This window comes from Streptomyces sp. NPDC057543, assembly GCF_042801895.1.
Classification (GTDB): domain Bacteria; phylum Actinomycetota; class Actinomycetes; order Streptomycetales; family Streptomycetaceae; genus Streptomyces.
The window spans coordinates 1-18,944 of record NZ_JBHVFF010000086.1; the positions used below are offsets into that span (position 1 = coordinate 1).

The window sequence follows — 18,944 nt, forward strand, 5'->3', positions numbered from 1 at the left end:
CATGTGCCTGCGGGCCGTTCCGTTTCCTTCCCACGTGTGTCTGGAGCAGTGTGTGCCTAGAGCAGCTTGCGCGCGGCCCTTCTGAGGTCGTACTCGTGAATGAGCGCCTTCGCGTGTCCGTAGGCGAGGTCGTGTTCGCTCCGCAGCCAGCTGACCTTCTCCTCGAAGGGGAGAGCGGGGCCTTCCTCGACGGTGCGGAGCCAGTCGGAGACTTCACGACCGGTGCAGCGGGGGATTCGGGAGAGCAGATTGCGATGGGTCTCTTCGGAGAAGACTTGGGACATCGGCGCCTCCGACGCATTGCGCGTTGCTGGTCCTTCCCGACACCGTGCCCGAGCATCGGCCCGTTGGCAACCACCCGGGGAGGGCGCGTAGGGTCGCGGAGTGCTCGATACGACCCCCCTGATCACCGCCGTGGACCGATTCGCCGACCGGCTGCGCGCCGCCCCGCAGAGCCGTCTGCAGCGCGGAGCGGCTGCCGAAGGACTGGCCACGGCCAGGGAATTGGGGCTGCGTGCCCAGCGCATCGAGGCGCCGGACCGGGAGCCTCGGATCATGCCGGACGCCGGGATCTTCGCGATCGGCGACCAACTCGCCGTAGCGGGGCGTGACTTGGCGGTGGCACTGGAAACGGCCCCGTCGGCGGAGCTGGACGAGGCCGTGCAATTCGTGACGGAGGCGGCTGCGCGGGCGTTCGCGTAGCGGCGGCAGGCGGCAGGCGGCGCGGCGGGGTTGGCGCGGGGGCGGCGGTCGGCGAGAGCTGCTCCGCCCGGATGCCCCCGGGGGCTGGAACGCGGGGCTAGAACGAGGCGATGACGCGGTCGGCGAGGATGTAGACGTTCTCCTTGCCGCAGGAGAAGGTCAGGGCGTACGCCCCGGAGACGCCGGAACCGCCCAGCAGCACCGGGTGCTCACCCGCGAGCAGCGCCTCGGCCAGGCGTTCGGCCGTCTCGCGGTGACCGGGGGTCATACAGAGCGTGGTGCCGTCGGCGAAGACATACACATCGAGGGTGCCGAGCGGACCCGGGCGCACGTCGGCGAGTTCCGTACGGCTGTCGGCGAGCTCTTCGAGACGGTTCACGGTGTGTTCGTGATCGGTGACGACCGGAGTCTGCACGGGTACGAAGTCGGGGTGCGAGGGGTGGCGGCGACGGGCCGCGGCCAGCTCGGGGGAGTCCTCGGCGAACTCCGCCGTCTCGGGCAGTTCGGTCACGTCCGCCAGTTCGACCAGTTCCGTCAGCTCTTCGAGCGCCTCGGTGGCGTCGAAGTCCATCGCCTCCAGTCCCGCGAAGTCGGCCTGGCGCGGCATGAAGAACGGTGTCTCCTCGCCGATCCCGGTCAGGCCGCCCAGCAGGGACGGGGCGTCGGCGGCATCGCGCGCTTCCTGAGTGGCCCAGAAGGCACGGGCCTCGGCGAGCTCGCGCTCCCGTTCCTCGGCGAGTGCTTCGGCGACGGCGGCGCGTATCTCGTCGGCCGGGGTGGCTTCGTTGCGGCTCTGCGCGGGCACGGCGGCACCGTGGACGCGAGCCGCTGCCAGCTCCGCACGAAGGGCCATGATCTGCCTGCGCAGCCCGTGAGCAGCGTACAGAGCGGCGACGCCCACGGCCGTGGCAGCGGCGGTGGTCAGCAACAGGGCAAGAGGCATGGCGCTCACTGACGTACTCCCGGTTTCAATCGATCCCCGACTTCCTACCTCAGCTTGTCCTCTACCTGCGCCTGGTGTCAGTGCATTACGTCACGAATTGGACAGTTCTTTGGGCCCGGTGTTTAACCCTGATGCTGGTGTGACCTGCGGGAATGACTCTCCCCCAGGACATAGGTCACATCCTGGGGGAGATTCGGTCACGGTCGGGGCTCGCTACAGCTCAGCTCAGCCGCTCGATGACCATCGCCATGCCCTGGCCGCCGCCCACGCACATGGTCTCCAGACCGAACTGCTTGTCGTGGAACTGCAGGCTGTTGATCAGCGTGCCGGTGATCCGGGCTCCGGTCATGCCGAAGGGGTGTCCGACGGCGATGGCGCCACCGTTGACGTTCACCTTCTCCAGCGGCAGGCCGAGGTCGCGGTACGAGGGGATCACCTGGGCGGCGAACGCCTCGTTGATCTCGGCCAGGTCGATGTCGTCGATGGTCAGTCCGGCCCGCTTCAGCGCCTGCTTGCTGGCCTCCACCGGTCCGTACCCCATGATCTCGGGGGAGAGGCCGGAGACACCGGTCGAGACGATCCGGGCCAGCGGGGTCAGGCCCAGCTCGCGCGCCTTGGTGTCGGACATGATCACGAGCGCGGCGGCGCCGTCGTTGAGCGGGCAGCAGTTGCCCGCCGTGACCAGGCCGTCCGGGCGGAAGACCGGCTTGAGGCCCTGCACGCCCTCCAGGGTGACGCCCGCGCGCGGGCCGTCGTCCTTCGAGACGACTGTGCCGTCCGGGGTGGTGACCGGGGTGATCTCGCGCTCCCAGAAGCCGTTCTTGATGGCTTCCTCGGCGAGGTTCTGCGAGCGGACGCCGAACTCGTCCATGTCCTGGCGGGTGACGCCCTTGAGCCGGGCCAGGTTCTCCGCGGTCTGCCCCATCGCGATGTACGCGTCCGGGACGAGACCGTCCTCGCGCGGGTCGTGCCAGTCGGCGCCCTCCTGCTCGGCGCGGGCAGCGGTGCGGGCCTCGGCGTCGGCGAACAGCGGGTTGTGCGTGTCCGGCAGGCTGTCCGAGTTGCCCTTCACGAAGCGGGACACCATCTCGACACCGGCCGAGATGAAGACGTCGCCCTCGCCTGCCTTGATGGCGTGCAGCGCCATACGGCTGGTCTGGAGGGAGGACGAGCAGTAGCGGGTGACGGTACAGCCGGGAAGGTGGTCCATTCCCATCGCTACGGCGATGATGCGGCCCAGGTTGTTGCCCTGCTCGCCGCCGGGGAGGCCGCAGCCGAGCATCAGGTCGTCGATGTCCTTCGGGTCCAGTGCGGGAACCTTGGCCAGCGCGGTCCGGATGATCGTGGCGGTCAGGTCGTCCGCACGCAGGTCCTTCAGCGAACCCTTGAAGGCCCGGCCGATGGGGGAACGGGCAGCAGAGACGATCACGGCTTCGGGCATCACGCGGCTCCATGAGGGCTGGAAGGCGGGTTCTGACAGGTGCTGACTTGGAAGTTACCTCTACGTAGCTGCTGGGTCACCGGGCAGCGCATGTGACGCCGACCTCTTTTCTAAGCGACCGCTCAGCCGGTCAATTGGCGGGGAGGTTGCGCGACTCCCCGTGCGGCTCGCCGTGCGACTCTCCGGACGGTTCCTCGCGCGGCTCGATGTGCGGCTCCTGGCGCGGTTCCGTGAGCGGTTCCTGGCGCGGCTCCTCGTGCGGTCCGGAGGACGTCGCCGGCTCGGTCGCCGGCTCCGTCTCCGGGTGCGGCTGAGGCTCCGTGGCCGCAGGCAGGCGCCGCCGCCTGCGGTGCTTGAGAAGCGCCCAGGGCGCCCGGGCGCCCGTGACCTCCGTACCGGCCTCCCTGGCCGCCTGGGAGGCCGCCTCGGCCACCGGCAGCATGTCCTCGCGCCGGGCCCCGTCCAGCCGGTCGGTCTCCGGCCACAGTCCCAGCACCGCACAGAGTGTGGGCAGTACCGCCATCGCCGCGGTGGCGTACCCCTCCGCCGACGGGTGGTAGTTGTCCGGCCCGAACAGTTCCCGCGGATTCGCCTCGAACTCCGGCCCCAGCAGGTCGCCCAGCGACACCGTGCGCCCGCCCTGTTCCACCGAGCCGATCGTCTGGGCCGCCGCCAACTGCCGGCTCACCCGCCGGGCCAGCCAGCGCAGCGGCTGGTAGACCGGCTCGATCGTGCCGAGATCCGGGCACGTGCCGACCACCACCTCCGCGCCCGCCGTACGCAGTCTGCGCACCGCGGTGGTCAGACAGCGCACCGACTGGGTGGCGGGCATCCGGTGCGTGACATCGTTCGCCCCGATCATGATCACGCAGACGTCGGGCGTATGGGACGGATCGGCGAGCAGGAGTGAGACCTGCCTTTCCAGGTCGTCCGACCGGGCACCCGGCTGCGCCACATTGCGCAGATCCACCGGCCGCTCGGACACCGCCGCCAGCCCCGAGGCGAGCAGTGCCCCCGGGGTCTGCCCGGCCCGGCGCACCCCCTGCCCGGCCGCCGTCGAGTCACCCAGCAATCCCAGCCGCAACGGGGCGGCGGGGCCGGCGAACGCCACTCCGTACCGCCCGTCCGCGCTCGGCGGAACCGGTGCGATACCGCCGCCCACGTGCCGTTTCGCCAGCTGGACCTCCGCCAGCAGTACGCCCACCGCCGCCGCGCCGAGCAGCCCGATGCTGCCGCCGCCGTAGGCCGCGCCCGCCGCGATCCGCCGTGCCACCCTTGCCCTCGACACAGTCCGGTCCACCTCCTCGTTGCCGTACCGCCGTACCTACAGCTAACTGCCCCGCGGTGACGGTCGCTCAATCGCTTCGCCCGATCCCGCGTCCGTACGCATACCCTTGCCGCACCATCTCGGAGACCCCGGAGTACACGGTGCGATACCACGATTCGATGATCAGTCTCGTAGGCAATACCCCGCTGGTGAGGCTGCGCAGTGTCACGGCCGGCATCCAGGCGACGGTCCTGGCCAAGGTCGAGTACTTCAACCCCGGCGGTTCGGTCAAGGACCGCATCGCCCTGCGGATGATCGAGGCCGCCGAACAGAGCGGCGAGCTGCAGCCCGGCGGCACGATCGTCGAGCCGACCAGCGGCAACACGGGCGTCGGCCTGGCGATCGTCGCTCAGCAGAAGGGGTACAAGTGCATCTTCGTCTGCCCGGACAAGGTGTCCACGGACAAGATCAATGTGCTGCGCGCCTACGGTGCCGAGGTCGTCGTCTGCCCGACGGCCGTCGACCCCGAGCACCCTGACTCGTACTACAACGTCTCGGACCGGCTGGTCCGCGAGACCCCCGGAGCCTGGAAGCCCGACCAGTACTCCAACCCGAACAATCCGCGCTCCCACTACGAGACGACCGGTCCGGAGCTGTGGGAGCAGACGGACGGGAAGATCACCCATTTCGTCGCGGGCGTCGGCACGGGCGGCACGATCAGCGGCACCGGCCGCTATCTGAAGGAGATCAGCGGCGGCTCGGTCACGGTCGTCGGCGCGGACCCGGAGGGCTCGGTCTACTCCGGCGGCTCCGGGCGTCCGTACCTCGTCGAGGGCGTCGGCGAGGACTTCTGGCCGAGTGCCTACGACCGTACGGTCACGGACGAGATCGTCGCCGTGTCCGACAAGGACTCCTTCCAGATGACCCGTCGCCTCGCCAAGGAGGAGGGCCTGCTGGTCGGCGGCTCCTGCGGCATGGCCGTCGTCGCCGCCCTGGAGGTCGCGAAGCGGCTGGGCCCGGACGACGTGGTCGTCGTCCTGCTGCCCGACAGCGGCCGCGGCTATCTGAGCAAGATCTTCAACGACGAGTGGATGGCCGACTACGGCTTTTTGGAGGACACCGGTCCGTCCGCACGCGTCGGGGACGTACTCGACCACAAGGACGGCCCGATCCCGACGCTCGTGCACATGCACCCCGAGGAGACCGTCGGCGAGGCTATCGACGTGCTGCGCGAGTACGGCGTCTCGCAGATGCCGATCGTGAAGCCGGGTGCGGGCCACCCGGACGTGATGGCCGCCGAAGTCATCGGCTCGGTGGTGGAGCGGGAGTTGCTGAACGCGCTGTTCGCCCAGCGCGCCTCGCTCTCCGACCCGCTGGAGAAGCACATGTCGCCGCCGCTGCCGCAGGTCGGCTCCGGTGAACCGGTCGCGGACCTGATGGCGGTGCTCGGCGGCACGAACGCGGCGGACGCGGCGATCGTGCTGGTGGAGGGCAAGCCGAAGGGCGTGGTCAGCAGGCAGGACCTGCTGGCGTTCCTCGCGAAGGACGCGGGGCCCGGCAAGCCGTGACGGTCCGCAGGCAGTAGCGGACCGGGGTGCCGGGCTTCGCCGAAACGGTACGAGCCTGACACGTACACGCAGCACCGGCTTAACACGGGTCCGGCACATTGAGGGGTGTCGGCAGGGAAACCCGCCGACACCCGATACGGCGACACGGATTACGGAGCGGCTCCCGGACCTCCACCGTCGCCAGGACACGGTGACCGGCCCTGACCCGGACCCGTGTCCCCCGCGGGGACCGCCGTCGTCCCGCCCCCTGGGAAACCGGGGGTGCGGCGGTCCCCGTGATACATCCATGTGCGACGGACGTCCGCGACGGTCAGGTGCGCGGGCCGTGCGACGGGCGAGTGCCCGGCCGGCCGGGCGAGGCGCCGTTCGCGTTCCTGGCGGCGCCTCACCCGGCCGGTGCGGCCGCCCAGCTCGCCAGCAGCGCGATGCGTTCCGCGGTCTCGCTGCCGGGCTCCGGGGTGTAGACCACCAGGGACTGGCCGGGGTCGCCGGGCACACCGAGCGTCTCGTACGGGAGGGTCAGCTCGCCCGCGACGGGGTGGCTGATGCGCTTGACGCCGTAGGTCTTCGCCTTCACCTGGTGATCCGCCCACAGTCGGCGGAAGTCCTCGCTCTTCATGGACAACTCGCCTACCAGTGTGGCCAGTTGCTTGTCATCGGGGTGCAGCCCCGCATCCAGTCGCAGATGGGCGACCGTCTCCGCCGCCACCGCGGCCCACTCCGGATAGAGCTCGCGCGTCGCCGGGTCGAGGAAGACCTGGCGCGGGATGTTCAGGTCCGCCGGGCGCATCCGCGAGTAGCCGACGACCGCGTCGCCCAGCGCGTTCCACGCCAGTACGTCCATCCGGCGGCCCAGGATGAACGCCGGGGCCCCGCCGAGCGTGTCCAGCAGCAGGCGCAGACCGGGGCGGACCCGGTGGGTGGCGGCCGGGGCCGAGGCGCGCGGCCCCGGGCGTGCCACCGTACGCAGATACGTGTGCTCCGTCTCGTCCAGCTGGAGCACCCGGGCGATCGCGTCGAGCACGGCGTCCGAGACGCTCGGGCCGCGCCCCTGTTCCAGCCGTATGTAGTAGTCGACGCTCACCCCCGCGAGCTGCGCGACCTCCTCGCGCCGGAGTCCGGGAACCCGCCGACGGCCGCCGTACACGTTCAGCCCCACGTCCTCGGGCTGGATGCGGGCTCGCCGTGAGCGGAGGAAATCACCGAGGTCGCCGTCCATGACGCCGATCGTAGAAGAAACGCGGGTGCCGAACCTGGTACTGGCAGACCCAGGAACAACGCATCCCTGGGTAGCCGGGTGGCAGCCGCGCAGAGTGGGACCAGGCCCGGGGGAACGCCCCGGTCCTGAGAGCACAAGGAGTACGGACATGTCGTACGAGACCCTCGCGGGCCGCACCGCCGTCATCACCGGAGCCGCCAGCGGCATGGGCGCCGCGACCGCCCGGCTGCTCGCCGCCCAGGGCGTCGGGGTCGCACTGCTGGCCCGGCGCGCGGAGCGGCTGGAGAAGCTGGCCGCCACGATCGAGGCGGAGGGCGGTGAGGCGCTCGCCGTCACCGCCGATGTCACCGACCAGGCGTCCGTGGACGCCGCGGCCGAGCGGGTGCACAGCACGTTCGGGCAGGTGGACATGGTGGTCAACGCGGCCGGTGTGATGCTGCCGAACCCGGTGGACGAGGGCCGGACGGACGAGTGGCAGCGGATGATCGACACCAATGTGACGGGCGCCCTGCGGATCATCCGGGCCTTCACATCCGACCTGGTGGCGGCGGCCGCCGACGGCCGCACCGCGGACCTGGTGAACATCTCGTCCATCGGCGCGCACGTCACGTTCCCCAACTACGCGGTGTACGGGGCGACGAAGGCCGCGCTCACCCACCTGTCGTCGTCGCTGCGCACGGAGTTCGGACCTCGCGACGTCCGCGTCACGAACATCGAGCCGGGTCTCACCGACACGGAACTGGGCGGCCACATCGACAACGCCGAGCTGAGCGGGCAGCTCGACGGCATGTTCAACGCGGTCGGGGCACTGTCGAGCGAGGAGATCGCCGACCTCGTGGCCTACGCCACCAGTCGCGCGCGCCACATCAACCTGCGCCAGCTGGTCGTGCTGCCCACCCGCCAGGTGTAGCGCCCCGTGTCCTCGGACCCGGCCCGCGGCCCTCAGTCCTCCCAGTCGGACTCCGCGCGCGAGGAACGGCGCTGGAACCAGGGCCAATTGCGGGCAGCGTGGACGGCGTTGACACCGACGATCCCGAGCCAGACGACGACCAGGCCCGCGGTATGGGCGGCCGCGGCGCCGATCGCCGACAGCGGGATGGCCAGGACCAGCGAGATGATCCCGAAGCCGTAGCGCTCGCCGAAGTTCCCCATGGGCTGCGGTGTGCGAGCGCCCCTGGCGACGCTCACCTGCTGCTCGGCGAGATGACGCCGGACGCGGCGGTCGAGCGTGGTGTCGAGGCGCTGCTCGACCTTCTCCAGGAAGGACTCGACGAGTGCGGACTCGTAATCCGCACCCAGCTCGCTACGGGCATGCAGGGTGGCATCGAGCTCGTTCTTGAGCTCAGGGTCACGGGTATCCATGTCCCTCACGGTACGAAACGGGAGCGTCCGGGGCAGTGGGGCTAACCCCCCTCTTCTTCCGGCTGTGTGTCTCTTCTGGCTACGTGCGGGCGGCCGCCGTGCCGGTGGTCCCGGCCCCGCTGTCCTCGCCCGAGGTCGCCTGGGCGGGGAGGATCGTGTGCTCCGGAATGTGCGTGGTGTCGCGGCGGGCGAGCAGCCAGTACAGCAGTGCGGGTACGACCAGGCCGACCACCCACGAGATGTCGGCGCCACCCAGCGGAGCGACCAGCGGGCCGGTGTAGAAGTGCGTCGCCAGGAACGGCAGCTGGGCGAGGAGCCCGATCCCGTACACCACCAGCGCGTCCCGGCGCCATGCGCCGTACCGTCCGTGCGGATCGGCGAGGGCGGGGATGTCGTACCGCTCCCGTGAGATCAGGTAGTAGTCGACCAGGTTGATCGCCGACCACGGGGTGAAGAAGGTCAGCAGGAAGAGGAGGAAGTCCTTGAAGGAGGCGAGGAAGCTGTCCTTGCCGAGCAGGGCCACGACGGTGCCCGCGAGCATGATGCCCGTGATGTAGAGGGCCCGGCCGCGCGGGGAGAGGGTCCTTTGACCGCGGAAGCCGCTGATGCTGGTCACCAGCGACATGAAGCCGCCATAGGTGTTGAGGACATTGATGGTCAGCTTGCCGAGCGCGATCACGAAGTACAGGAACGAGGCGATCAGGCCGGTTCCGCCCAGGGCGACGACGTAGCCGACCTGGCTCGCCAGGAAGGCGTCCCCTGCGGTGGCCGCGACGAGCACGCCGAAGACCATGGACCACTGGGAGCCGAGCGCCGAGCCGGAGAGCGTCCACCAGAAGGTGGCGCGGGCGCTGGTCGTGCGCGGCAGATAGCGGGAGTAGTCGGCGACGTACGGGCCGAAGGCCAGTTGCCAGGACGCGGCGAGCGAGACCGCGAGCAGGAACATCGGCAGATCGAAGGATCGGTCGGCGAGGACGGCTCCGAGATCGATGCGGTCGAGCAGCCGGATGCCGAGATAGACGAAGGCGATCGCGCAGATCACCCCGGCGACCCGGCCGAGCATGTGGATGACGCGGTAGCCGATCGCTGCCATCAGGGCGGTGACCAGCGCGAAGATGACGATGCCGGGCGTCTCGCCGAGGTGGGTGAGCTCCCCGACGGCCTGACCGGCCAGCACGCTGCCGCTGGCGAAGAAGCCGACGTACATCACGATCACCAGGGCCAGCGGGATCACCGCGCCCTTGACCCCGAACTGCGCGCGGGACTGGATCATCTGCGGCAGCCCCAGGCGCGGGCCCTGCGCGGAGTGCAGGGCCATCACGGCTCCGCCGAGCAGATTGCCCAGCGCCAGGCCGATGACCGACCAGAACGCGCCGCCGCCGAAGACGACCGCGAGCGCGCCGGTGACGACGGCGGTGATCTGGAGATTCGCGCCGAGCCAGAGCGTGAACTGGCTGAACGCGGTGCCGTGACGTTCCTCGTCCGGCACGACATCGATGGAGCGCTGTTCGAGCAGACCTGCCATGGGTCGGGCTCCCTTCTTAGGGCTGAGGCCGAGGTCGTGAACTGCCGTGGTGCCGTTCGGAAAGCGCTCGTCCACCGCGCCGAACCGATCAGGTGTCGTCCCTTGTCCCGGCTGCATATAGTCATGCAGAGTTCTTCTTCGTTGAATAGATTGTCAATACTTTGGAGTAAAACCTTGGTTCCAGAGGTCCGAAGGGCGAGATGAAATGCCCGGAAAGGAGGGGTTTGCGCATGATGTCGTCTCACCTGACGGACTCCGTGACCTTCGGGAACCCCGCGCCCGGGATCGCGGGCTCGTTCGGGGGCTCCGGCTCCGTCGGCCCCGTGGGCCGGGACCGGCCGCTCACCGATGATGGAGAGGTCGCGGCCGGGGAGCTGCTCGACCAGTACACGGGATTTTGAAGGGGGACGGCATGAGCGAGAGCAGCCCTGCCGCACGACTGCAGCAGCTCTTCGAGGGGCGCCGGCTGACACCGACACAACGACGCATCGCGCACTCGATGGTGCGCAGGGCCGGGGACGTGCCGTTTCTGTCGAGCGTGGAGCTGGCCGAACTCGCCGGGGTCAGCCAGCCGTCCGTCACCCGGTTCGCCGTGGCACTCGGGTTCGACGGCTATCCGGCGCTCCGCAAACACCTGCGGGAGGTCGCCCCCGCCGAGTCCGTACCGGGGGGCGGAGGTGCGGAAGACGCGTACAACGAGTACCAGCAGGCCGTCCTCGGCGAGATCGAGAATCTGCGGCATCTGGCCGAGCTGCTCGCCGACCCCGGGCCGGTCGAACGTGCGGGCAGGCTGCTGGCGGCCTCCCGGCCGCTGCCGGTGCTCGGACTGCGGGCCGCCTCCTCCCAGGCGCGCGGGTTCGGGTACTTCGCGGCCAAGGTCCACCCCGATGTCCGGGTGCTCGACGAGGGCGGCAGCATGCTGCACGACCGGATCGACGCCGCGCGGCGGGCGGGTGCCACCGCGCTGATCTGCTTCGCGCTGCCCCGGCACCCGAAGGAGGTCGTGGACGCCCTCGCGTATGCCCGGGAACAGGGCCTGACCGTGGTGGCGGTCGCCGATTCGGCGTTCGCTCCGGTGGCCGGACACAGTGACCTGCTGATCCCGGCCGCCGTCGGCACCGGGCTCGCCTTCGACACCGCGTGTGCGCCGATGCTGCTGGGGCGGGTGCTGCTGGAGGCGATGTGCGACGCCCTGCCCGACGCGCAGGCGCGGCTGGAGGAGTTCGACGCGAGGGCCGCGGCGCGAGGGCTGTTCGTCGAGTGACGGCGGTGGCGACGGCCTGATGGGGATCAGGCACCGAGGGGGCCCCACCAACCTCGACGATTCTCAGACATCGCTCATTTACGGCTATTAATCTCCCGGCTCAGAAGCATCAGAAGGAGCCGTGGAGAGGGGTACGGACGTGGGGCGCGGAGCGCAGTCGTTGGCGAGGGTGGCCGTGATCGTGCGGGCCGGAGCCGCACCGCTGTGGTGGCCGGGGTTGCTCGCCGCGGCGATCGGCGCACTGGTGCCGGGACTCACCGGGCGCCGGATCGGACTGCTGGCCGGGGCGGCGCTGTTCCTGATCACGGCAGCCGCGGTGGCGCTCGTACGCGACCGGCGGTACGCACAACTGGCCGGGGGCGCCACCCGCGCCGGGCGGTCCGACTTCCTCCAGGACCGGGCCGTGACCGTACGCAACTGGCGGCGCGGGCACCGGTGGTGGCTGCTCGGGGCGTTCCTGGTAGCCGTGGCGAGCGCGTTCGTACTGCCCGGGACCGGCGGGCTGGTGCTCGCGGGGGCGGGGGCCGGGCTCTGGATCAAGGCCGTCCGGATCGGGCGGCGCGAGCGCCGGGACGACGCCCTGTACTGGGTGCGGACGGACTGGGTGGAGCGCGGCCGGCCCGCGGGCAAGCGGGTGAAGGCGTACCGGACGACCGGGCCGATGGCGGGTGACGCCGCGCCCGGCGGGGCGCGGCGTCGGCGCTGAGGCCGCCGGGTCAGACCTCCAGTTCGGCCTCGATCCGCTTCAGCTGGTGGCGGGCCATCGCCAGGTTGGCGCGGCCCTTGTCCAGTACCAGGTACAGGAAAAGGCCGTTGCTGCCACGAGCCTTGAGCAGCCGGATCAGGTGGTACTGGCCGCCGAGCGTGATCAGGATGTCCTCGATCTCGTCCTGGATGCCGAGGTGTTCCATGGTGCGGAGCTTGGCGCGTACGACATCGGTGTTGCCCGCGGCCGCGACCTCCAGGTTGAAGTCCTTGCCGCCGCCGAGGGTGCCCAGTGCCATTCCGCTGGTGTAGTCGACGAGGGCGACACCGAGGGTGCCCTCGATCGACGTCATCGCTTCCTTGAGTGACGCTTCGGTGTTCGACATGCGTGCTCGTTTCCTTTCCTGGCCGGCCGGGTCGACCGGATCCTTGGGTTGTCTCCGGGGCGTGTGGTGTTACGTGCGGCGCGGCAGCGGGCCGGGCTGCGAGGTGGGCTTTTCGGGGGCGCGGGCCGGGGGTGCCGGATGTGCGGCGCGTTCCATCGCGGTGTCGATCAGTTCGCCGATGCGGGCGCCCGCCCGGCGGCCCTCCAGATGGAGCCTGCCGACGTTGATCCGGTCCTCGGCCAGCAGCGTGAGGACGGCCGAGGAGCCTGCGGCGTACGTCGCGATGTAGCCGGCCCCGCCCCGTACGAGAAGTTCACGGAAGCTTCCGCGGCCGGTCGCGTCCGCCATCCGGATCGCGACGCCGAGCGCGGCCGCGGTCAGTGCGGCGACGCCCTCCGCCGCCACGCCCGGGGTGTCATGGGCCAGGACGAGACCGTCGGTGCTGGCCGCCAGGGCGCCGGAGAGGAGCGGGACCCGGGCCCGTAATCCCTGGAGTTCGGCCAGCACATCCTGCGCTTCGGCCTCGGGCACCATCAGCTGTCTCCTCCCGGCACGCTGTCTGAGCGCGCGTATCACAGGGCCTCCAATGCGTCTCGGAGCCGGCGCAGCAGCGCGACGTCGGGGTCGGCCGTGACCCCCGGAAGCGCGATCCGGCCGGGGACGGCCGCGGCCGGCGGCTCCCGTACCGCTTCGACCAGTCCGGCCGCGGCCAGGCGCCGCAGATCGACCAGGACATGGAACGCCGGCCTGCCCAGCTCCTGAGCGATGTCCGATGCGGTACGCGCCCCGTCCACGAGATCGAGCACGCGGCGCCGGCCCGGCGGAACGGGCGCGTCGACGGAGCGGTCCGTCCGTACCAGCGGTGCGCTGTCGCCCGCCGCGTCGGGCCAGATCCGCTCCAGTAGTTCCCGGCGCCGGAGCGTCTCGCGCTGCACGGCATCGACGGGGACGGGGCGGACGGGGCCGATCCAGTGGGAGACCCCGTAGCGGAAGCGGGCCGGGGTGCGGGTGGGGGCGAGCGCGAAGAACGCCGCGTCGTACAGCGCGCCCAGGTGGCACAGCTCCAGTGCCCCGCCCGGCACCCGCCCGCTGTCCACCAGATAGCGGCCGACCCGCTGTCCGGCGCCCGCCCTGGCGACCGCCTCCCACCAGCCGTCGCGGTGCAGGGCGCCGCCCGTGGTGAGCAGGACGTCGATACCGGGTGTCGCGGGGCTCTCGGCGTGCACCACCTGGCCCTCGGCGAGGTACAGGGTGCCGCGGTCGCGCATCAGGGCGCCGGTGGCACGCTCGGCGGCGAGGCGCTGCAGCATGGGGGAGAGGGGCGCGACCGGGGTGGGGGCGGTTCTCATGACAGGACCAGCCGCTGGGCCATCTCGCCCAGCCGTATTCGGGCGAGAGCCAGATTGCCCTCCGCGCGATCGAGCCAGAGATGGACGAAGACGCTGCTGTCGAAGGCGGTCTCGACGAAACGGAGAATGTGGTAACCGGCCCGGGTGGTGACGATGACGTCTTCGACCGGGGGCGGCGCTCCCTCGACCGCCTCTTCGGGTACGGCGGTGGACGGTCCGGCGGCCTCCAGTGCGAAGGCGGGTTGCTCGGCCGCCATCCGTGCGACCTCGGCCGTCTCCGCGGCGGTGGCCTCGTGGTCGCCGTTGGGCGATTCGCCGATGGTGCCGAGGGCGAGGCCGCTCGTCCAGTCGACCACCGCGGCGCCGCGGGCGCCGGGCAGCCTCATGACTTCGAGCAGGCACTCGTCGATTCCGGGCACGCGCACTCCCCTCCCGACGTGGCGTACGGCTGTGACTCCGAGGCTACGCAACGTGCTCGCCCCGGGCAGGGGTTCTGGCATTTTCCATAGGTACATGCGTAAGGGATCTTCGGCGGGCGCGGGGGAGGCGCGTAACGGGGCGGCCGGGAGGCGAGTGCGGAGCGGCCGGGCGGTGTTCATTCCGGACGACGGCGCGAGGGCTGTTGACTACTAGTATTCAGGCCATCAGGATGTGAATAGAAGATTTACAAACAGCGAGGAGGCAACGCCATGTCAGGACCCCGCCCCGTACGGGCACCGCGCGGTACGGAACTGAGCGCCCTGGGATGGCAGCAGGAGGCCGCCCTGCGCATGCTGCAGAACAACCTCGACCCCGAGGTCGCCGAACACCCCGACAAGCTCGTCGTCTACGGCGGCACCGGCAAGGCGGCCCGCGACTGGCGCTCGTTCGACGCCATGGTGCGCACGCTGCGGACGCTCAAGCAGGACGAGACGATGCTCGTCCAGTCCGGCCGTCCGGTCGGCGTCATGCAGACGCACGAGTGGGCGCCGCGCGTCCTGATCGCCAACTCCAACCTGGTGGGCGACTGGGCGAACTGGGAGGAGTTCCGCCGCCTGGAGGCGCTCGGGCTCACCATGTACGGCCAGATGACCGCCGGCTCGTGGATCTACATCGGCACACAGGGCATCCTGCAGGGCACCTACGAGACCTTCGCCGCCGTCGCGGCCAAGAAGTTCAACGGGACGCTGGCCGGCACGATCACCCTGACCGCCGGACTCGGCGGCATGGGCGGCGCCCAGCCGCTCGCCGTGACCATGAACGACGGCGTCGCGATCTGTATCGACTGTGACCCGCGCGCCATCGAGCGCCGCATCGAGCACCGCTACCTGGACGTGCGCGCCGACTCCCTGGAGCACGCGCTCCAGCTCGCCACCGAGGCCCGGGACGCCCGCAAGCCGCTCTCCATCGGCCTGCTGGGCAACGCGGCGGAGCTGCTGCCGCGGATGCTCGCCGAGGGTGCGCCGATCGACATCGTCACCGACCAGACCAGCGCGCACGACCCGCTCTCCTACCTCCCGCTCGGTATCGACTTCGACGACATGGCCTCGTACGCCGCCGAGAAGCCCGCCGACTTCACTCAGCGCGCACGCGAGTCGATGGCCAAGCACGTCGAGGCGATGGTCGGCTTCATGGACGCGGGGGCCGAGGTCTTCGACTACGGCAACTCCATCCGGGGCGAGGCGCAACTCGTCGGCTACGACCGGGCGTTCGACTTCCCGGGGTTCGTGCCCGCGTACATCCGGCCGCTCTTCTGTGAGGGCAAGGGGCCGTTCCGCTGGGCGGCGCTCTCCGGCGAGGCGTCCGACATCCACAAGACCGACAAGGCGATGCTCGAACTCTTCCCGGAGAACGAGTCGCTGCACCGCTGGATCAAGATGGCCGGTGAACGCGTCCACTTCCAGGGACTGCCTGCCCGGATCTGCTGGCTCGGTTACGGCGAGCGCGACCGGGCCGGCGAACGGTTCAACGACATGGTGGCCTCCGGCGAACTGGCCGCGCCGCTGGCGATCGGGCGCGACCACCTGGACTGCGGCTCCGTGGCCTCCCCGTACCGGGAGACCGAGGCCATGCTCGACGGCTCCGACGCGATCGCCGACTGGCCGCTGCTGAACGCCATGGTCAATGTGGCGTCCGGGGCCTCCTGGGTGTCCATCCACCACGGCGGCGGCGTCGGCATGGGGCGCTCCATCCACGCCGGGCAGGTGACCGTCGCCGACGGTACGAAGCTGGCGGGCGAGAAGATCCGCCGGGTGCTCACCAACGACCCGGGCATGGGCGTCATCCGGCACGTCGACGCCGGGTACGACATCGCGGAGTCGGTCGCCGCGGACAAGGGCGTCCGCGTGCCGATGGCGGAGGGACAGTGACCGGGGAACGGAACGGGGCCGGGACCGCCGAGGCTGTGATCGGCGCCGCGAACCACGCCGGCGCCGCCGGACGCAGCGCCGCGACCGGCGCCGGTGCCCGGCCCTCCGGGAGCGGGGGCAGCGCACCGTCGTTCCAGGACATGTGGCGGGAGCTCGCGCCCATCGGCCGGCATCAGGACAGTGGCGGCTACCGCCGCTACGCCTGGACGGGGGCCGACGACGACTGCCGTGCCTGGTTCCGGGCGCAGGCCGAGGCGCGCGGGCTCACCTACGAGGTCGACCGGAACGGCAATCAGTGGGCCTGGCTCGGCGACCCCCTCGCCGGGGACGCCGTCGTCACCGGATCGCACCTCGACTCCGTACCGGACGGCGGCGCCTTCGACGGGCCGCTCGGTGTGGTTTCCTCCTTCGCCGCCCTCGATGAACTCCGGCGCAGGGAAGCGCGGTTCACCCGGCCGCTGGCCATCAGCAACTTCGGCGACGAGGAAGGGGCCCGCTTCGGGCTCGCCTGCGTGGGCTCCCGGCTCGCCGCCGGGCAGCTGACCGTCGAGGCGGCGCACCGGCTCACCGACGCCGACGGCATCACGCTGCCGCAGGCCATGGAAGCGGCCGGATACGACCCCGACACCATCGGCCCCGACCCCGAACGCCTCGCCCGTATCGGCGCGTTCGTGGAACTCCACGTCGAGCAGGGGCGCGCCCTCGACCTCACCGGCGACCCGGTCGGCATCGCCTCCGCGATCTGGCCGCACGGGCGCTGGAGGTTCGACTTCCGGGGCGAGGCCAACCACGCCGGCACCACCCGGCTGGCCGACCGGCGCGACCCGATGCTCACGTACGCCGAGACCGTGCTGGCCGCCCGCCGCGAGGCGGAGCTCGTCGGCGCCCTCGCCACCTTCGGCAAGATCGCCGTCGAGCCGAACGGGGTCAACGCGATCCCCTCCCTCGTCCGTGGCTGGCTCGACTCCCGCGCCGCCGACCAGGACCGCCTCGACGCCGTGGTCGGCGGCATCGAGCGGGCGGCCCGGGAACACGCCGAGCGGGCGGGGATCGACCTCGATGTCGTACGGGAGTCCTTCACGCCCGTCGTGGAGTTCGAGCACGCCCTGCGCGACGAGCTCGGCAAGATCCTGACGGGCCGGGGCGACGCCGACCGCGCCGTACCCGTCCTCGGCACCGGCGCCGGACACGACGCGGGTATTTTGTCCGCTTCGGTCCCGACCGCCATGCTGTTCGTACGGAACCCGACCGGGATCTCGCACTCGCCGGCCGAGTACGCCGCCGAGGACGACTGCGTGGCCGGGGTGACCGCACTCGCCGACGTACTGGAAGGTCTCGCGTGCAGCTGACAAGGGAGTCGACGGGCCGGCCCGTCACCGTGACGTACTGGTTGTCCCACGCCTGGCTCGGCACCCATGTCGAGCCGGGCGTCGCCCTGGACGTGTCCGGCGGGGTCATCGCGGGCGTCCGCACCGGCGTCGCCACGCCGCCGCCGGGCGCCACCGTGCTGCGCGGGCTCACCCTTCCCGGGCTCGCCAACACCCACTCGCACGCCTTCCACCGGGCCCTGCGCTCCACCGTCCAGGTCGGCTCCGGCACCTTCTGGACCTGGCGCGAGACCATGTACCAGGTCGCCTCCCGGCTCACCCCCGACTCGTACTACCACCTGGCCCGTGCCGTGTATGCCGAGATGGCCCTGGCCGGCATCACCGCGGTCGGCGAATTCCACTATCTGCACCACGCGCCGGGCGGCACCCCGTACAGCAACCCCAACGCGATGGGCGAGGCGCTGATCGCGGCCGCGGGCGAGGCCGGGATCCGGATCACGCTGCTGGACACCGCCTACCTCTCCGCCGGATTCGGCCGGCGCCCCACCCAGTACCAGCAGCCCGACCAGCACCAGCTGCGCTTCTCCGACACCACCGCGGACGCCTGGGCCGAACGCGCCTCCCTCCTCAAGGGCAGCGACCACGCCCTGATCGGCGCGGCCATCCACTCCGTGCGCGCCGTCCCCGCCACGCAGCTCGCCACCGTGGCCGCGTGGGCCGAGGAACGGCAGGCACCGCTCCATGTCCACCTCTCCGAACAGACCGCGGAGAACGACGCCTGCCTCGCCGCCCACGGCTGCACCCCCACCCGGCTCCTCGGCGACCACGGGGTCCTCGGCCCACGCACCACCGGCATCCACAACACCCACCTCACCGGCGAGGACATCACGCTCCTCGGCTCCTCGGCGACCGGCACCTGCATGTGTCCCACCACGGAACGCGACCTCGCCGACGGAATCGGCCCCGCCCCCGCCCTCCAGCGCGCCGGCTCGCCGCTCTCCCTCGGCAGCGACAGCCACGCCGTGATCGACCTCTTCGAAGAGGCCCGGGCGATGGAGCTCAACGAGCGCCTGCGCACCCGGGCGCGCGGTCACTGGACAGCGGCCGCCCTGCTGCGCGCCGCGACCGTCGACGGACATGCCGCACTCGGCCGGCCCGAGGCGGGCATCCTCGAACCCGGCGCACCCGCCGATCTGGCGACCGTCGCCCTGGACTCCGTCAGAACAGCGGGACCGGTGCCCCGGCTCGCTGCCGAAACAGCCGTATTCGCCGCCTCCGCAGCCGATGTGCGGCACACGGTCGTAGCAGGTCGGCACATCGTCCGCGACGGGCAGCACACCCTGGTCGGGGACGTTCCCGAAGCGCTCGCCTCGGCCATCGCCGCACTCCACCACTGACCACCCCACCGCCCCGGAGACGGCCGGTCCCCGGACCCCCGCGAGCCTCGCCCCGCAGTCCCATCGACGGTCCGCCGCCCCGGGAACGGCCCACCGGAAGACCGCCGCCCCGCAAGCCGATACACAAGGAGAGCAGTCTC

At 71.1% G+C, this 18,944-nt stretch carries 20 protein-coding genes; 9 read left to right on the plus strand and 11 right to left on the minus strand.

The annotated features are described in order from the left end of the window. Positions 1-56: 56 nt before the first annotated feature. Positions 57-284, minus strand: coding sequence for a DUF4287 domain-containing protein (locus tag ACFU8Q_RS16855; protein ID WP_384453880.1), 228 nt, complete (start codon positions 282-284; stop codon positions 57-59). 100 nt (positions 285-384) lie between these two features. Between ACFU8Q_RS16855 and ACFU8Q_RS16860 the strand changes: the two genes are divergently transcribed. Beyond that, on the plus strand, positions 385-702 hold the full coding sequence (locus tag ACFU8Q_RS16860) for a hypothetical protein (protein WP_384453883.1): 318 nt from the start codon (positions 385-387) through the stop codon (positions 700-702). 97 nt (positions 703-799) lie between these two features. Here ACFU8Q_RS16860 and ACFU8Q_RS16865 read toward each other — a convergent pair whose 3' ends face one another. From ACFU8Q_RS16865 to ACFU8Q_RS16875, 3 genes are all read right to left on the minus strand, one after another. Next, positions 800-1,630 (minus strand): hypothetical protein, encoded by an 831-nt coding sequence (locus ACFU8Q_RS16865; protein WP_384453943.1) that lies wholly within the window; start codon positions 1,628-1,630, stop codon positions 800-802. Positions 1,631-1,865: 235 nt separating this feature from the next. After that, the gene (locus tag ACFU8Q_RS16870) at positions 1,866-3,086 is read right to left on the minus strand and encodes an acetyl-CoA C-acetyltransferase (protein WP_384453886.1); all 1,221 of its coding nucleotides are present in this window, start codon (positions 3,084-3,086) and stop codon (positions 1,866-1,868) included. A 130-nt stretch (positions 3,087-3,216) separates the two neighbouring features. Then, on the minus strand, positions 3,217-4,359 hold the full coding sequence (locus tag ACFU8Q_RS16875) for a GDSL-type esterase/lipase family protein (protein ID WP_384453945.1): 1,143 nt from the start codon (positions 4,357-4,359) through the stop codon (positions 3,217-3,219). Between the two features lie 155 nt (positions 4,360-4,514). Here ACFU8Q_RS16875 and ACFU8Q_RS16880 point away from each other — a divergent pair, with 155 nt between their 5' ends. Next, positions 4,515-5,921: a cystathionine beta-synthase gene (locus tag ACFU8Q_RS16880; RefSeq protein ID WP_384453888.1), complete on the plus strand. Its 1,407-nt coding sequence runs from the start codon at positions 4,515-4,517 to the stop codon at positions 5,919-5,921. 385 nt (positions 5,922-6,306) lie between these two features. Here ACFU8Q_RS16880 and ACFU8Q_RS16885 read toward each other — a convergent pair whose 3' ends face one another. Further along, the gene (locus ACFU8Q_RS16885; protein ID WP_384453890.1) at positions 6,307-7,140 is read right to left on the minus strand and encodes a helix-turn-helix transcriptional regulator; all 834 of its coding nucleotides are present in this window, start codon (positions 7,138-7,140) and stop codon (positions 6,307-6,309) included. 148 nt (positions 7,141-7,288) lie between these two features. On the opposite strand from ACFU8Q_RS16885, the gene ACFU8Q_RS16890 reads away from it, so the two are divergent. Further along, positions 7,289-8,050 (plus strand): SDR family oxidoreductase, encoded by a 762-nt coding sequence (locus tag ACFU8Q_RS16890; RefSeq protein ID WP_384453892.1) that lies wholly within the window; start codon positions 7,289-7,291, stop codon positions 8,048-8,050. A gap of 32 nt (positions 8,051-8,082) precedes the next feature. Here the strand turns inward: ACFU8Q_RS16890 and ACFU8Q_RS16895 are convergent, their stop codons facing one another. Both ACFU8Q_RS16895 and ACFU8Q_RS16900 read right to left on the minus strand, forming a co-directional pair. Continuing rightward, positions 8,083-8,502, minus strand: a complete 420-nt coding sequence (locus tag ACFU8Q_RS16895; protein WP_384453896.1) for a hypothetical protein — start codon at positions 8,500-8,502, stop codon at positions 8,083-8,085. 79 nt (positions 8,503-8,581) lie between these two features. After that, the gene (locus ACFU8Q_RS16900; RefSeq protein ID WP_384453899.1) at positions 8,582-10,027 is read right to left on the minus strand and encodes a purine-cytosine permease family protein; all 1,446 of its coding nucleotides are present in this window, start codon (positions 10,025-10,027) and stop codon (positions 8,582-8,584) included. 230 nt (positions 10,028-10,257) lie between these two features. Between ACFU8Q_RS16900 and ACFU8Q_RS16905 the strand changes: the two genes are divergently transcribed. The 3 genes from ACFU8Q_RS16905 (at position 10,258) to ACFU8Q_RS16915 (ending at position 11,997) form a co-directional block, all read left to right on the plus strand. Beyond that, positions 10,258-10,428 carry a hypothetical protein gene (locus ACFU8Q_RS16905; protein ID WP_384453902.1) on the plus strand — a complete coding sequence of 57 codons (171 nt, stop codon included), beginning with the start codon at positions 10,258-10,260 and terminating at the stop codon, positions 10,426-10,428. Positions 10,429-10,439: 11 nt separating this feature from the next. After that, positions 10,440-11,291, plus strand: a complete 852-nt coding sequence (locus tag ACFU8Q_RS16910) for a MurR/RpiR family transcriptional regulator (protein WP_384453905.1) — start codon at positions 10,440-10,442, stop codon at positions 11,289-11,291. 169 nt (positions 11,292-11,460) lie between these two features. Continuing rightward, on the plus strand, positions 11,461-11,997 hold the full coding sequence (locus ACFU8Q_RS16915; RefSeq protein WP_384453948.1) for a hypothetical protein: 537 nt from the start codon (positions 11,461-11,463) through the stop codon (positions 11,995-11,997). 10 nt (positions 11,998-12,007) lie between these two features. Here ACFU8Q_RS16915 and ACFU8Q_RS16920 read toward each other — a convergent pair whose 3' ends face one another. The 4 genes from ACFU8Q_RS16920 to ACFU8Q_RS16935 form a co-directional block, all read right to left on the minus strand. Then, the gene (locus tag ACFU8Q_RS16920; RefSeq protein ID WP_384453908.1) at positions 12,008-12,382 is read right to left on the minus strand and encodes a hypothetical protein; all 375 of its coding nucleotides are present in this window, start codon (positions 12,380-12,382) and stop codon (positions 12,008-12,010) included. A 69-nt stretch (positions 12,383-12,451) separates the two neighbouring features. Continuing rightward, entirely contained in the window at positions 12,452-12,916 is a 465-nt protein-coding gene (locus ACFU8Q_RS16925) for a roadblock/LC7 domain-containing protein (protein WP_384453911.1), read from the minus strand. Between the two features lie 38 nt (positions 12,917-12,954). Beyond that, on the minus strand, positions 12,955-13,731 hold the full coding sequence (locus tag ACFU8Q_RS16930) for a transcriptional regulator (RefSeq protein WP_384453914.1): 777 nt from the start codon (positions 13,729-13,731) through the stop codon (positions 12,955-12,957). Continuing rightward, positions 13,728-14,150 carry a hypothetical protein gene (locus ACFU8Q_RS16935; RefSeq protein WP_384453917.1) on the minus strand — a complete coding sequence of 141 codons (423 nt, stop codon included), beginning with the start codon at positions 14,148-14,150 and terminating at the stop codon, positions 13,728-13,730. Before ACFU8Q_RS16935 ends, ACFU8Q_RS16930 begins: the two co-directional genes overlap by 4 nt. Positions 14,151-14,420: 270 nt before the next feature. Here ACFU8Q_RS16935 and hutU point away from each other — a divergent pair, with 270 nt between their 5' ends. From hutU to ACFU8Q_RS16950, 3 genes are all read left to right on the plus strand, one after another. Next, the gene (gene hutU / locus ACFU8Q_RS16940) at positions 14,421-16,079 is read left to right on the plus strand and encodes a urocanate hydratase (protein ID WP_383757613.1); all 1,659 of its coding nucleotides are present in this window, start codon (positions 14,421-14,423) and stop codon (positions 16,077-16,079) included. Between the two features lie 140 nt (positions 16,080-16,219). Continuing rightward, the gene (locus tag ACFU8Q_RS16945; RefSeq protein ID WP_384453951.1) at positions 16,220-17,428 is read left to right on the plus strand and encodes an allantoate amidohydrolase; all 1,209 of its coding nucleotides are present in this window, start codon (positions 16,220-16,222) and stop codon (positions 17,426-17,428) included. Further along, positions 17,419-18,804, plus strand: coding sequence for a formimidoylglutamate deiminase (locus ACFU8Q_RS16950; protein ID WP_384453921.1), 1,386 nt, complete (start codon positions 17,419-17,421; stop codon positions 18,802-18,804). Before ACFU8Q_RS16945 ends, ACFU8Q_RS16950 begins: the two co-directional genes overlap by 10 nt. The last annotated feature ends 140 nt before the right edge of the window (positions 18,805-18,944 follow it).

Excerpts from the sequence above, each read along its gene's own strand:
- ACFU8Q_RS16855 (WP_384453880.1), bottom strand. The coding sequence starts at position 284 with ATGTCCCAAGTCTTCTCCGAAGAGACCCATCGCAATCTGCTCTCCCGA.
- ACFU8Q_RS16870 (WP_384453886.1), bottom strand. The coding sequence starts at position 3,086 with ATGCCCGAAGCCGTGATCGTCTCTGCTGCCCGTTCCCCCATCGGCCGG.
- ACFU8Q_RS16885 (WP_384453890.1), bottom strand. The coding sequence starts at position 7,140 with ATGGACGGCGACCTCGGTGATTTCCTCCGCTCACGGCGAGCCCGCATC.
- ACFU8Q_RS16890 (WP_384453892.1), top strand. The coding sequence starts at position 7,289 with ATGTCGTACGAGACCCTCGCGGGCCGCACCGCCGTCATCACCGGAGCC.
- ACFU8Q_RS16895 (WP_384453896.1), bottom strand. The coding sequence starts at position 8,502 with ATGGATACCCGTGACCCTGAGCTCAAGAACGAGCTCGATGCCACCCTG.
- ACFU8Q_RS16900 (WP_384453899.1), bottom strand. The coding sequence starts at position 10,027 with ATGGCAGGTCTGCTCGAACAGCGCTCCATCGATGTCGTGCCGGACGAG.
- ACFU8Q_RS16905 (WP_384453902.1), top strand. The coding sequence starts at position 10,258 with ATGATGTCGTCTCACCTGACGGACTCCGTGACCTTCGGGAACCCCGCG.
- ACFU8Q_RS16910 (WP_384453905.1), top strand. The coding sequence starts at position 10,440 with ATGAGCGAGAGCAGCCCTGCCGCACGACTGCAGCAGCTCTTCGAGGGG.
- ACFU8Q_RS16920 (WP_384453908.1), bottom strand. The coding sequence starts at position 12,382 with ATGTCGAACACCGAAGCGTCACTCAAGGAAGCGATGACGTCGATCGAG.
- ACFU8Q_RS16925 (WP_384453911.1), bottom strand. The coding sequence starts at position 12,916 with ATGGTGCCCGAGGCCGAAGCGCAGGATGTGCTGGCCGAACTCCAGGGA.
- ACFU8Q_RS16930 (WP_384453914.1), bottom strand. The coding sequence starts at position 13,731 with ATGAGAACCGCCCCCACCCCGGTCGCGCCCCTCTCCCCCATGCTGCAG.
- hutU (WP_383757613.1), top strand. The coding sequence starts at position 14,421 with ATGTCAGGACCCCGCCCCGTACGGGCACCGCGCGGTACGGAACTGAGC.
- ACFU8Q_RS16945 (WP_384453951.1), top strand. The coding sequence starts at position 16,220 with ATGTGGCGGGAGCTCGCGCCCATCGGCCGGCATCAGGACAGTGGCGGC.